This is a genomic window from Nonomuraea sp. NPDC049684 (assembly GCF_044465345.1).
In the GTDB taxonomy this organism is placed as follows: Bacteria; Actinomycetota; Actinomycetes; order Streptosporangiales; family Streptosporangiaceae; genus Nonomuraea.
Genome location: NZ_JBITLO010000022.1, coordinates 71347 through 84063, shown reverse-complemented (window position 1 = coordinate 84063; position 12717 = coordinate 71347). Strand labels below are relative to the sequence as shown.

The 12717-nt window shown below is 71.2% G+C and carries 10 protein-coding genes; 3 read left to right on the top strand and 7 right to left on the bottom strand.

Features of this window, described 5'->3' with window-relative positions:
• Nucleotides 1-34: 34 nt before the first annotated feature.
• The 5 genes from ACIBST_RS44280 to ACIBST_RS44260 form a co-directional block, all read right to left on the bottom strand.
• A complete protein-coding gene (locus ACIBST_RS44280; protein WP_397179475.1) occupies nt 35-1204 on the bottom strand; it encodes a Gfo/Idh/MocA family protein in 1170 nt (389 codons plus the stop codon).
• A 26-nt stretch (nt 1205-1230) separates the two neighbouring features.
• Nucleotides 1231-2841, bottom strand: a complete 1611-nt coding sequence (locus ACIBST_RS44275; RefSeq protein ID WP_397179474.1) for a hypothetical protein — start codon at nt 2839-2841, stop codon at nt 1231-1233.
• A gap of 28 nt (nt 2842-2869) precedes the next feature.
• Nucleotides 2870-3751, bottom strand: a complete 882-nt coding sequence (locus ACIBST_RS44270) for a carbohydrate ABC transporter permease (RefSeq protein ID WP_397179473.1) — start codon at nt 3749-3751, stop codon at nt 2870-2872.
• On the bottom strand, nt 3748-4659 hold the full coding sequence (locus ACIBST_RS44265; RefSeq protein ID WP_357976243.1) for an ABC transporter permease subunit: 912 nt from the start codon (nt 4657-4659) through the stop codon (nt 3748-3750). The genes ACIBST_RS44270 and ACIBST_RS44265 overlap by 4 nt, the downstream gene beginning before the upstream one ends.
• Nucleotides 4660-4812: 153 nt before the next feature.
• On the bottom strand, nt 4813-5946 hold the full coding sequence (locus ACIBST_RS44260; RefSeq protein WP_397179472.1) for an ROK family protein: 1134 nt from the start codon (nt 5944-5946) through the stop codon (nt 4813-4815).
• Nucleotides 5947-6116: 170 nt separating this feature from the next.
• On the opposite strand from ACIBST_RS44260, the gene tdh reads away from it, so the two are divergent.
• The 3 genes from tdh to ACIBST_RS44245 are packed head-to-tail and all read left to right on the top strand — an operon-like array spanning nt 6117 to nt 9233.
• Entirely contained in the window at nt 6117-7145 is a 1029-nt protein-coding gene (gene tdh, locus ACIBST_RS44255; protein ID WP_397179471.1) for an L-threonine 3-dehydrogenase, read from the top strand.
• Nucleotides 7145-8317, top strand: a complete 1173-nt coding sequence (locus ACIBST_RS44250) for a glycine C-acetyltransferase (RefSeq protein WP_397179470.1) — start codon at nt 7145-7147, stop codon at nt 8315-8317. Before tdh ends, ACIBST_RS44250 begins: the two co-directional genes overlap by 1 nt.
• Nucleotides 8318-8330: 13 nt before the next feature.
• Nucleotides 8331-9233: a LysR family transcriptional regulator gene (locus ACIBST_RS44245; RefSeq protein ID WP_397179469.1), complete on the top strand. Its 903-nt coding sequence runs from the start codon at nt 8331-8333 to the stop codon at nt 9231-9233.
• Between the two features lie 35 nt (nt 9234-9268).
• Here ACIBST_RS44245 and ACIBST_RS44240 read toward each other — a convergent pair whose 3' ends face one another.
• Complete coding sequence (locus tag ACIBST_RS44240; protein WP_397179468.1) at nt 9269-10876, bottom strand: GTPase family protein; 1608 nt, start codon at nt 10874-10876, stop codon at nt 9269-9271.
• The gene (locus ACIBST_RS44235) at nt 10873-12657 is read right to left on the bottom strand and encodes an ABC transporter (RefSeq protein WP_397179467.1); all 1785 of its coding nucleotides are present in this window, start codon (nt 12655-12657) and stop codon (nt 10873-10875) included. Before ACIBST_RS44235 ends, ACIBST_RS44240 begins: the two co-directional genes overlap by 4 nt.
• Nucleotides 12658-12717 lie beyond the last annotated feature (60 nt).

The following is a 12717-nucleotide window of genomic DNA, read 5'->3' as shown; positions in this document are numbered from 1 at the left end:
CCGCGCGGGTTCCTCCGCCCGGCCCCGGCGCCGCTCAGCGCTGGCCGTTGTCGAAGTACGCGGCCAGCTCCGGGTCCAGCGGCGGCACGTCGTACGGCATGCCGCCGTCGCGCAGCGACATCGTGGCCATGTACCCGGCGGCGACGCTCATCCTGGCCGCCACGGGTGAGGTGTCGGTCGCCCCGCCCTCCCGGACGAACCGGCAGAACTCGGCCATGATCTGCGGGTCGGCCCCGCCGTGCGAGCCCTGCGCGGCCGGCACCCGGTAGGCGATGTCACAGTCGTCCCGGTAGGAGGTGGGGCCGGTGTTCCACACCTTGACCGTGTCCCCCGGGCCGTCGCCGAAGTTCTCCAGCCGGCCCTCGGTCCCGATGACCGTGTAGTTGCGCACGTAGTCGGGGCTGAAGTGGCACTGCTGGTAGGCGGCGATGACGCCGTTGTCCAGGCGCATGTTCATGACCGACACGTCCTCGACGTCGATCACGTGGTTCAGGTCGCGCCGCTCGGTGGGCGGCCACTCGAACTCCCGCAGCCAGCCCTCCGGCCGGGGCGTCCCGGGCTCTCGGCGCGGCAGGTCGCCGTAGACCATCAGGTCGCCGAGGGCGTTCACGCGGGTGGCGTAGCCGCCGGCCAGCCAGTGGATCACGTCGAGGTCGTGCGCCGCCTTCTGCAGCAGCAGGCCCGTGGTGCGGGTGCGGTCGGCGTGCCAGTCCTTGAAGTAGTAGTCGCCGCCGTAGGACACGAAGTGGCGTACCCACACGGTCTTGGGCTCACCGATCACACCCTTGCGGATGATGTCCCGCATCAGGCGCACCACGCCCATGTGGCGCATGTTGTGCCCCACGTACAGGCGGCTGCCCGTCTCGCGGGCGGCCCGCAGGATGTTGTCGCAGCCCTCGACGGTGATGGCCATCGGCTTCTCCAGGTAGACGGCCTTGCCGGCCTGGAGAGCGTCGATGGCGATGCGCTCGTGCGTGTCGTCGGGGGTGTTGACGACGATCGCGTCGAGATCCGGCCGGTCGAGCAGCTCGCGGTACTCCCCGGTCAGGAACTCCGCCTCGAACCGCTCCGACTGCTTCTTGAGCACTGCCGGGTCGGAGTCGCACAGCGCCGCCACGACCGAGCCCTCGCCCGGCCGGTGGGCGGCCAGGGCGAGACTCGTCCGCAGGCCGAGCCCGATGACTCCGATGCGCAGGTCTTCCACAAGTGTCCTTTCAAACGGTAGAACGATCAGCCCTTGGCGATGGAGGCCTCGTACTCGGCCCGCATCGCCTCGCCACCCCGGCCCAGCCACTTCTTGACGAAGGCCGGCCAGTCCGACATCGACTTACGCCCGGTGACGATGTCGTCGACCATGTCCTTGCCCATGGTGCTCAGCTCGCCGTTCTTCTGGGTGTAGGTGTCGGAGAAGTGGCCGGTGGTGACGCGCTCCTGAAGCATAGGAGCGATCTTGGTCTCGAAGTCGTGGATGAGCTTGGTGCGCTCGGGCTGGCCGGGCAGGAACAGCGCCGACGGCGAGCCGATCACGAACGAGAGCGGCTGCTGCGTGGTGGGCACCTCGGCCGTGCCCTTGTCGGTGAAGGCGAGGTCGCCGTCCTTCTTGGTGAAGTGGGTGCCCTCGACGCCGAAGTTGACGCGCTCGTACTCCTCCGTGCCGAACGGGGCGGCCAGGTAGTTGAGCACGCCGAGCAGTGTCTCGATGCGCTTGGCGTCCACCTTCTTGCTGATCGAGGTGAAGCCCACCGAGCCCAGCCCGGCGTTGTAGACCGGCTTGGACGACGGCGTGGCCGCGAACGGCACGATCGCGCCCAGGTTGTACTTCTGGGTCTTGGCGTCGTTGAGGAAGCCGGGGAAGGACTCGACGTACGCGCCGATCTGGCCGTTGGCGACCTTGTCCTTGATGGTGGCCAGGGCGGGGTCGGGCCAGAACAGGTTGGCCTTGAAGCACTTGACCGCCAGCTCCAGCGCCGCCTGGTACTCGGGCGTCTCGAACTGGTGGATCAGCTTGCCGCCGGTCAGCTTCCAGGTGTTGGGGGCGCCGTACCAGTGGCTGAACATGTGCACGTGGTTGTAGTAGCTCGGTTCGAGCGGGTACTTGTTCTTCTTCACGTCGAGGAGCTGCTTGGCCTTGGCCAGGAAGTCGTCGGCGCTGGTGAAGCCGGTGCCGCCGACCGGCTGCCAGTAGTCCTGGTTGACCAGGAACACCTGGCCGAAGCGGCTGTAGGCGACCGCCACGCCGTACAGCTTCCCGTCGGTGACGGCGGACTTCCAGGTCACGTCGCCCAGGTTGGCCAGGTTCGGGTACTTCTTGATCGCGTCGCCGCTCAGGTACGACGTCAGGTCGTGGAACTTGGCCGCCAGCAGCTCGGGCACCCGCTGCAGGCCCTGGTTCGGCGGGAACCAGACCAGGTCGGGCAGGTCGTCGCTGGCGATGATGGCGTTGAACTTGTCGGGGTAGCCGTCGCCCACGACGATGTTCATGCTCCACTCGGAGCCCAGGGCCTTGCTCAGCTCCTGCAGGTAGGTGTTCTGGCCGGGGGCGGGCGGCGCGACGTCCCACGTCTGGGTGAGCGAAGTGATCTTCTGGCCGTCGCCCGGCGCGGTGGCGACCGACTTGACCAGCTCGGTCGGGTACTTCAGGTACGCGGGGTCCTGGCCGGCGTCGATCGGCAGGTCGGGCGTGGGGATCTTGGCGGCGGTGTACGTCGGCAGCGTCAGCTTCTTGGACAGATCCGCGCCGCCCTTCTTCACGCCTGCGGGGCCGCTCTCGCCTCCGCAGGCCGCGAGCCCGGCGACCGTGGCGCCGGCGAGCGCGAGTCCGAGGAATCCACGACGGGACATGATGGATGACATGGTTGCTCCCGGGTTCTCAGCCCTTGATGGCGCCGGTGAGGACGCCCTTGGTGAAGTACTTCTGGAGGAAGGGGTAGGCGAGCAGGATCGGCACGAGCGCGATGATGAGCACCGCCATCTGCACCGACGAGGCGGGCAGGTCACGCACGATCGCGACGTCTGAGCCCGTGGCCGAGGTGCCGCGGAAGATGAACTGCCGCAGCACGACCTGGATGGGGTGCTTGGTCTGGTCGTTGATGTAGAGGATCGCGGTGAAGAACGTGTTCCAGTACGAGACCGCGTAGAACAGGCCGACGACGGCGATCACCGCCTTGGACAGCGGGATCGCGATCCGCCACATCATCCGGAACTCGCCGCACCCGTCCATGCGGGCCGCCTCGAACAGCTCCTCGGGCAGGTTCTGGAAGAACGACCTGACCACGACCACGTTGAACGCGTTGACCAGCACCGGCACGATGAGCGACTGGTAGGTGTCGATCATGCCGAGTTCCTTGACCATGAGGTAGCTCGGGATCATGCCGGGCGTGAACAGGAACGTGGCCAGCACCATGAGCAGGATCGGCTTGCCGCCGAGCATGCCGCGCCGAGACAGCGCGTAGCCGAGGAAGACCGTGCAGATCAGGCTGAGCGCGGTGCCGGTGAGCGTGATGCCGATGCTGATCAGCACCGACCGGGTGACCGCGCCGCCGGACAGGATGAGCGAGTACGCCTCGAAGGTCGGGTGCGAGGGCCAGAGAACGTAGCTGCCGCCGTTGGCGATGCTCTCGGCGCGGCCCATCAGGCTCGTGCCGACGGCCAGCCCGAACGGGTACAGCACGGCCACGGTGATCGCGGTCAGCACGACGAACTTGAGCGTGCGCCCGGCGATGGTCGGGCGTTCCATCCACGGCGGCCTCATCGATAGATCCCTTGCTCTCCGAAGCGGTGCGCGAGCTTGTTGGCCGCGTAGATGAGCGCCGCGCCGATGAGGCCCTTCATGAGGCCGGCGGCGGTGCTCATGCCCCAGTCGCCGTCACGGATGCCGTGGTAGTAGACGTAGGTGTCGATGACCTCGGCCGCTCCGGCGCCCACGGCCTCCCGTTGCAGGACCATCTGCTCGAAGCCGACGGAGAGGATGTCGCCCAGGCGCAGGATGAGCATCATGAGGATGACCGAGCGGATGCCGGGCAGCGTGACGTGCCACAGGCGGCGCTTCCAGTCGGCGCCGTCGATGGCGGCGGCCTCGTACTGGCTCATGTCGATCGCGGTGATCGCGGCCAGGAAGATGATCGTGCCCCAGCCGCAGTCCTTCCAGATGACCTGGGCCGTCACGAGCAGCTTGAACGTGTCCGCGTTCGACATCAGGTTGCCGATGGTGATGCCGTGCGAGTTCAGGAACGAGCTGACCGTGCCGGCGCCGCCGATGACCTGCTGGAACATCGCCACCACGACCACCCACGACAGGAAGTGCGGCAGGTAGACGACGGTCTGGATGAACCGCTTGACGCGGTGGCCGATCAGGGAGTTCAGCAGGAGCGCGAGCGCGATCGGGGCCGGGAAGTACAGGACGAGCTGGAGCGCCGTGATCTGCAGGGTGTTGCCGACCGCGCTCCAGAACTCCGGCTCCTCCAGCAGCATCACGAAGTTGTCCAGGCCCACCCAGGGGCTGCCCGCGATGCCGAGGAACGGCGCGTAGTCCTTGAAGGCGATGACGTTGCCGAGCAGCGGCACGTAGAAGAAGGCCACGAAGTACAGGACGCCGGGCAGGCACAGGGCCAGCAGCGTCCAGTCGCGCTTCAGCCGCTCAAGCAGGGTGACAGCGGCCACACGCTCACCTCCAGTCGGGTCGGGATGGCTGGAGGCTAGTACCGATTTATGCAAATAACTAGGTTAAACCGAGCAGATCTGAGCATGACGGTGGGATCGATGTCGCACAGCGACATGCTCGTGACAGAACGGTTATCTAATTACCCAAATTGGCTACGTAAAGAGCAGGCGATCTGCCTGATCGAGGGCAAACCGGACAGCGCCCAGCGTGATGCACTCGCTGCCCAGCCCCGACGCCACCACCTCCGGCGGGTAGAGGCAGTACTCCTCGAACAGCTCGCGTACCGGCTCGACCAGCAGGTCTCCGGCCGAGGACAGGCTCCCGCCGATGACCACCATGTCCGGGTCGAGCGGGTTGACCACCGTGACGAGCCCGGCGGCCAGGCCGCGCGCGAACTCCCTGACCGCCTGGCCCGCCCGCTCGTCGCCGGCGCGGGCCCTGGCGATCGCGAACTCGGCGCACTGCCGGCTGGAGCGCAGCTCGCCCGGCTCGACGGCCATCGCGTAGTCGAGGACGTACCGGAAGGCGGTCCAGTTGTTGTGCGGCTGGGCCCCGATCTCGCCGCCCGCCGCGTGCGCCCCCCGGTACGGCCGGCCGCCGATGAGCAGCCCCATGCCGATGCGGTCGCCGGTGAACAGGTAGACGACGTCGTCACGGCCCTGCGCGGCCCCCCGCCAGTGCTCGGCCAGGACGGCCAGGCGCATGTCGTTCTCGACGAGCACCGGCGCGGGGATCCGGGCCGACAGCTCGCCCTGCAGGTCGAGGCCGGTCCAGTCGGACAGGGCGACGCTCTTCACCACCCGCCCTGAACCGTCGACCGTGCCGGTGGTGCCCACGCCGACGACGGTGACGTCCGACAGCGCCAGCCTCGCCTGGGCGGCGGTGTCCGTGGCGAGCCCGACGATCTGGTCGAGCCGCTCGGCGGCGGGCATGTCGCGGTGGTTGGGCGCGCGGCGGGTGACGGTGATCGTGCCGTTCAGGTCGGCCAGCATGGCGCGCAGGCTGGAACCGCCGATGCCGACGCCCAGCACGTGCCCCGCCGAGGCGCGGAACCTGAAGCGTTTGGCCGGACGCCCCCGCTGGCGGTCGCCGGCCTCCTCCTCGCACTCCTCCGCCCAGCCCTCGGCGACCAGGTCCTCGACGATGACCTCGGCCGTCGGCCTGGACACCCGGGCGGACCTGGCCAGCTCCGACAGCGTGGCCACGTCGGCCTCGCGCAGCACGCGCAGGATGGCCGCCGAGTTGAGCTTGCGCAGAAGCGAGGCGTCGCCGCTCTGCTGTCGCACCGATACCTCCGAGTCGCCGGGCAGGTCATCTTCAAGCTTATTTCGTAATTGTGCCTGGTCCCGCTGCCGCGTGAAGCTGAGCTGTGGGGGCACTTAAGAATCCCTCGATGGACAGGTTCCGAGGGGAGCGGGCACAGTGCGTTAGGTTCGGAACAGGGGGAAGTGAAGCGATGAAAGCGCTGGTCAAGCAGAAGGCCGAGCCCGGCCTTTGGCTGGTGGACGTGCCGGAGCCCGAGGTGCGACCGGGCGAGGTGAAGATCCGGGTGCTGCGTACCGGCATCTGTGGCACCGACCTGCACATCCGCAAATATGACGACTGGGCGCGGCACACGCTGAAGCTCCCGCTCGTCGTCGGGCACGAGTTCTGCGGCCACGTGGTCGAGGTCGCGCCCGGCGTGGAGGACATCGCCGTCGGCGACCTGGTGAGCGGCGAGGGCCACATCGTCTGCGGCAAGTGCCGCAACTGCATGGCCGGACGCCGTCACCTGTGCCGCAACACGGTCGGCCTCGGCGTCAACAGGGACGGCGCGTTCGCCGAGTTCGTCACGCTGCCCGCCTCGAACGTCTGGGTGCACCGGGTTCCCGTTCATCCCGACGTGGCGGCCATCTTCGACCCGTTCGGCAACGCCGTGCACACCGCGCTGTCCTTCCCCCTGGTCGGCGAGGACGTGCTGATCACCGGCGCCGGCCCGATCGGGCTGATGGCGGCGGCCGTGGCCACGCACGTCGGCGCGCGCAACGTGATGATCACCGACGTCAGCGACGAGCGTCTCGACCTGGCCGGCAAGCTCGGCGTCTCGCTCGCGCTCAACGTCTCCAGGGCGACGATCGGCGAAGGCATGCGCCAGCTCCACCTGCGGGAGGGCTTCGACGTCGGGCTTGAGATGTCCGGTAACCCTGGGGCCATGCGAGACATGATCGCGAACATGACGCACGGAGGGAAGATCGCGATGCTCGGTCTTCCCGCCGAGGAGTTCGCCGTCGACTGGGCCACCGTGGTGACCTCGATGCTCACCATCAAGGGCGTTTACGGCCGGGAGATGTTCGAGACCTGGTACAACATGTCAGTCCTGCTGGAAAAGGGTCTCGACCTCTCCCCCGTGATCACCGATCGGTTCCCGTACCAAGACTTCGACGCCGCCTTCGACACGGCCGCGAGCGGCCGTACGGGCAAGGTCATCCTCGATTGGAGCGCTTGATGTTCACGAACGTGCGCGAGCAGCTGCGTGCGACGCTCGACGAGATCACCGAGGCCGGGCTGCTCAAGCCCGAGCGGGTGATCACCACCCCGCAGAGCTCCCAGGTCGGGGTGGCCGGGCGCGAGGTGCTGAACTTCTGCGCCAACAACTACCTGGGCCTGGCCGACCACCCCGAGGTGGTCGAGGCGGCCAAGCAGGCGCTCGACCGCTGGGGCTTCGGCATGGCCTCCGTACGGTTCATCTGCGGCACCCAGGAGGTGCATAAGGAGCTCGAATCCCGCCTGTCGGACTTCCTGGGCATGGAGGACACCGTCCTCTACAGCTCGTGCTTCGACGCCAACGGCGGCGTGTTCGAGACCCTGCTCGACGCCCAGGACGCGGTCATCTCCGACGCCCTCAACCACGCCAGCATCATCGACGGCATCCGCCTGTCCAAGGCCCAGCGCTTCCGCTACGCCAACCGCGACATGGCCGAGCTGGAGGCCAGGCTCAAGGAGGCGTCCGACGCCCGGCGGCGGCTGATCGTCACCGACGGCGTCTTCTCCATGGACGGCTACCTCGCCCCGCTGCGCGAGATCTGCGACCTGGCCGACCGCTACGACGCCATGGTCATGGTGGACGACTCCCACGCCGTCGGCTTCGTCGGCCCCACCGGCCGCGGCACGCCCGAGCTGCACGGCGTCACCGACCGGGTCGACATCATCACCGGCACCCTGGGCAAGGCGCTCGGCGGGGCCAGCGGCGGCTACGTCTCGGCCCGCAAGGAGGTCTGCGAGCTGCTGCGCCAGCGGTCGCGGCCGTACCTGTTCTCCAACTCGCTGGCCCCGGTCATCGCCTCGGCCTCGCTGCGCATCCTCGACCTGCTGGAGACGTCCGGCGAGGCGCGCGAGCAGTTGCGCTCGAACACCGCGCGCTTCCGCAGCGAGATGACCAAGGCCGGGTTCGACATCCTGCCGGGCGAGCACCCGATCGTGCCCGTGATGATCGGCGACGCCGCCGAGGCGGGGGCCATGGCCGAACGCCTCCTCGACCTGGGCGTCTACGTGATCGGCTTCTCCTACCCGGTGGTGCCGCACGGCCAGGCCAGGATCCGGGTGCAGCTCTCGGCCGCCCACTCCGCCGAGGACGTCGACCGGGCCGTGGCGGCTTTCGTCCAAGCACGCCAGGGTTGAGTATCCTCGCTGCGTGATTGACACGCGGCGGCTGCGCACACTGCGGGCGGTGGCCGACCACGGCACGGTCACCGCCGCCGCGGCGGCGCTCCACCTGACCCCGTCGGCGGTCTCCCAGCAGCTCGTGGCGCTGGAGCACGAGGTGGGCCACCGGCTGTTCACGCGTGACGGCCGGGGCGTGCACCTCACCGCCGTGGGCAAGATCATGCTGGGGCACGCCAACGAGGTCCTGGCCCAGCTCGAACGCGCCGAGGCCGAGGTGGCCGCGTACACCACGGGCGAGGCCGGCGAGGTGACCGTGGCCTGCTTCGCCACCGCCATCAGCGCCGTGCTCTGCCCCGCCATCGCCGCCCTGCGCGCCACCGCGCCCGCCCTCAAGGTCCGGGTGCTCGACGCCGAGGGCGACCACAGCCTGGCCATGCTGCTCGACGGCGGGGCCGACCTGGCGGTGACGGTCGAGTACCGGGGCGGCCCCGACGCCGCCGACCGCCGGCTGTCGCGCATCCCGCTGTACGCCGAGCCGTTCGACCTGGTCCTGCCCGAGGGGCATCCGGAGGCGGGCTCGGCCACGCTGGTGTCGCTCGCCGCCGACACCTGGATCGGTCCTTATCCGGGCAATCCCGTGCACGACGTCATCACGTTCGCGTGCCAGCAGGTGGGGTTCACGCCCAACGTCGTCCACTGCTCCGACGATTTCCGGGCCGTGGTGGCGCTGGTGGGGGCGGGCGCGGGGGTGGCGCTCGTGCCGCGGCTCGCGCTGCGGGACATGGCGCTGTCCGGGGTCGTGGTGCGCCAGACGCCGGGGCCCGACCGCCGCGTCTTCGCCGCGATCCGCCGCGGGGCCGACGCGCACCCCCTGCTCCGGCCGCTGTTGTCGGCCTTGCGCACGGTCGCCGCCTCCCTCACCTCCGACTGACCGCCCCTGCCGCGCCCGACGGCGGGCGGCGGCGGTCAGGAGCGGGCCGTGGTGACTGCCTCGGCGAAGCGGGCGTAGCGGTCGAGCTCGGCCGTCACGGGCTCCAGCACGTAGTTCCCGGCGACCTCGCCGATGGCGGCGCGCAGGGCGCGTGCCGTACGTCTGGCCCGGCGCCGCCCGCCCGCCCACGCGGCCAGCCTGGACAACAGGGCGACCACCACCCCGGCCAGTGCGCCGCCGGCCAGCAGCACGGTCGGCCACGGCACCGCGCCCACGGTCGGGAGCGGCGGCTGCGGCAGGCGCAGGTAGTCCATCCCGAACAGCACGCCCAGCCACAGGGCGCCCGCCACCATGACGGCGAAGACCAGCCACTGCAGCCCGTTCACCATCCGCCACCACCGCGGCCTGCGGGTCGTGCCGGCGGTGGTGCGGCCCACGGCCCGGTCCACCGCGTCGGCCAGCTCCGGTGAGCGCGAGCGCGCGGCCTGCCGCACCGCCGCCGCCCACGGGCCGGGCAGGTCAGCGGCGGCCGCCTCGCCGACGTCCCTGATCGCCGTCTCGACCTGCGCCCGCTGTACGGCCGACGCAGCCGGCACCGACGTACGCCCCACGATCTCCTTGCCCGGCTTCCCCACCCCGATCCTGAGCCTGCGCAACGGGTCGGGACGGAACCTGCGCAGCCAGCGGGTGACCGGCCAGCCGGTGGCGACCACGGCCCGGTGCCGGTGCCCCTTGGCCACGGCCTCCAGGACCAGCGGCACCCCGGCGGCCTGGGAGAGCGCCCCCGTGAGCCGCCGGTCGAGCCCGGCCGCCCGCCGGTCGCCGGGGTCCGGCCGCGCGCCGTCCGCGGCCAGGTGACCGGCGGCGGCGGTGACGTCGGCGGCCAGGCGGGCGGCCCACGACTCGCGCTCGGCGACCCGGTCGGCGAGCACCGAGCGCAGCTCCGGCAGGCCCGCCCCGGTCGTGGCGGAGACCGGCAGCACCGGCACGCCCGCCAGCCCGTCCTCGGCGAGGAGGCGGCGCAGGTCGGCCACGCAGCGGTCCACAGCCTGTGGAGGCAGGCGGTCCACCTGGTTGAGCACCACCAGCATCACGTCGCGGTGCCCGGCCAGCGGGCGCAGGTAGCGTTCGTGCAGCGCGGCGTCGGCGTACTTCTGCGGGTCCACGACCCAGACCAGCAGGTCCACCAGCGCCACCAGGCGGTCCACCTCCAGACGGTGGGAGAGCCGGATGGAGTCGTGGTCGGGCAGGTCGAGGAGGATGAGACCGGACATCCCGGGCGCCTCGGCGGCGGAGTGGCGGCGCGGGACGTCCAGCCAGTCCAGCAGCGGCCCGGCTCCCTCGCCGTCCCACAGGGCGGCCTGGGCGGTGGACGTCGTCGGCCTGGTGACGCCCACGGCGGCCAGGTCCTCGCCGGCCAGGGCGTTGTAGAGCGAGGACTTGCCGCTGCCGGTCGCGCCGGCGAGCGCGGCCACGGTGTGGTCGACGGAGAGGCTGCGACGGGCGCCGGCCCGTTCGGCGACGGACCGCGCGGCGGACACGTCCTGCTCGGGGAGGCGTCCTTCGGCCAGCTCGGCGGCCTCCAGCAGGGCGGCCAGCCGGGAGTCCAGCGAGGGCCCCTCCTTGCGGCGCAGCAGCTTCACGGCCCCTCCGAGCGGTCGCGAGCGGGCGACTCGGCCGTGGGCGCGGGGAGTTCCGCCGTGGGGGCGGAGGCGGCCGGGAGTTCGGCGCGGTGGTCGTGGACGGCGCGGCCCGCCGCGCGCAGGGCGTCGGCCGTGCCCCTGGGCGGTTCGACGGTCTCCAGCCGGTCGGTGAAGCGGGCGGCCTCCTCCGCCAGCAGCACCTGAACCCGCTCGCGCAGGTCCTCGCGGGCCCGCGTGGTCAGCGAGCGCACGGCCTGGTCGCCGAAGACGGCCTCCAGCAGCTTCTGCGACAGCACGCTCGTGCCGCCCGCGATGCCGACCTCGATCCCGGTGAGCCCGCCGGTCGAGGCGAACACGGCCAGCATGAGCAGCAGCCCGGCCCCGTTGACCCCGAACGAGGCCAGCCGGGCGGTGGTGCGTTTCTCCGCCCCCTCCTCGCGCACCAGGTCGAGGACGAACTCCTGCCAGCCGCGCACCGCCGCCTCGGCCCGTCCGGCCAGGTCGGGAGAGGCCCGGCCGAGCCGCGCGGCCTCCATGGCGCCGAGCCGGTCGAGCAGCCCGCCACCGCCCGGCGCGGCCGACCACCCTTCGAGCGCGCGTTCGGCGGCGCCGTCGGCCGCGCCCCTGATCAGCGACTCGACGCCGCTCTCCAGGGCGTCCTTGAGCTCGACGGCGGGGGCGCGGCCGGTGAAGAAGCCGACGATCCGGTCACGCAGCCACCCCACCCGGCTCTCCAGGGAGCGCATGAGGTCGCCGGTGCCGATGAAGTCCTGCCAGCGGGCCAGCACCTCGCCGCGCAGCAGGGACCCGTCGCGCATGCCCTCGTCGAAGTCGGCCATGCCGCCCGCGTACGCGCCGGTCACGATCGTCCGCAGCCCGTCGAAGGCGGCCTGCTGGCGTTCGACGGCCGTGGCCAGGGCGGGGACGCGGCTGTCGAGGCTGTCCAGGGCGCCCGACAACGTCTGGCGGACGACCCGGGACCGCTCGGCGGCGTCGGCGGCCAGCCCCGTGAGCCAGGAGACGATGGGCCGCACCGACTCCTCCGGCAGCCGCGCCTTCTCGTCGGGCAGCGCGGCCTCGGGCACGGTGAACAGCCGGGTGCCCGGCAGGCCGTTCTCCGCCAGGAGCCGGTCGAGGTCGCGCGATACGGGCTCGACGGCCTCGGGCGCGATCCGGTCGAGGACGACGGCCAGGGCCGTGCTGCGTTCGCGGGCCGAGCGCAGGAAGCTCCAGGGCACCTCGTCGGCGTACCGGGCGGCGGTGGTGACGAACAGCCACAGGTCGGCGGCGGCGAGGAGCTGCGCGGCCAGCTCCCGGTTGGAGGTGACCACGGAGTCGATGTCGGGGGCGTCGAGCAGCGCCAGCCCGGCGCCCAGCGCGTCGGAGGCGACCACGCGCAGCGCGCCCGCGCCGCCGCCGCCGGAGTCGCCGGTGGCGCGGGACAGGCCGGGCAGCACGTTCTGGCCGGTGAACCAGTCGCGGTCGGCCGGGTTGACGACGAGCGTGGGCACCAGCGTGGTGGGCCGCAGCACGCCGGGCTCGGCGACGTCGGCGCCCACCAGCGAGTTGACCAGCGTGGACTTGCCCGCCCCGGTGGACCCGCCGACGACGGCGAGCAGCGGCGCGTCGATCGCCCGCAGCCGCGGCAGCAGGTAGTCGTCGAGCTGCCCGGCCAGCTCGCGCAGGGCACGCCGGTCCGCCGCGGCCTCGCCGATCGCCAGCGGGAACAGCTCGCGATCGAGCGGGCGGCGCAACGACTCCAACGCCCCCAGCAGATCCATAGGTGCCAACCCCGCTTCCCGCGGTACGCCGCTCGACACCTCGCGCCCGCAGGTCCACGC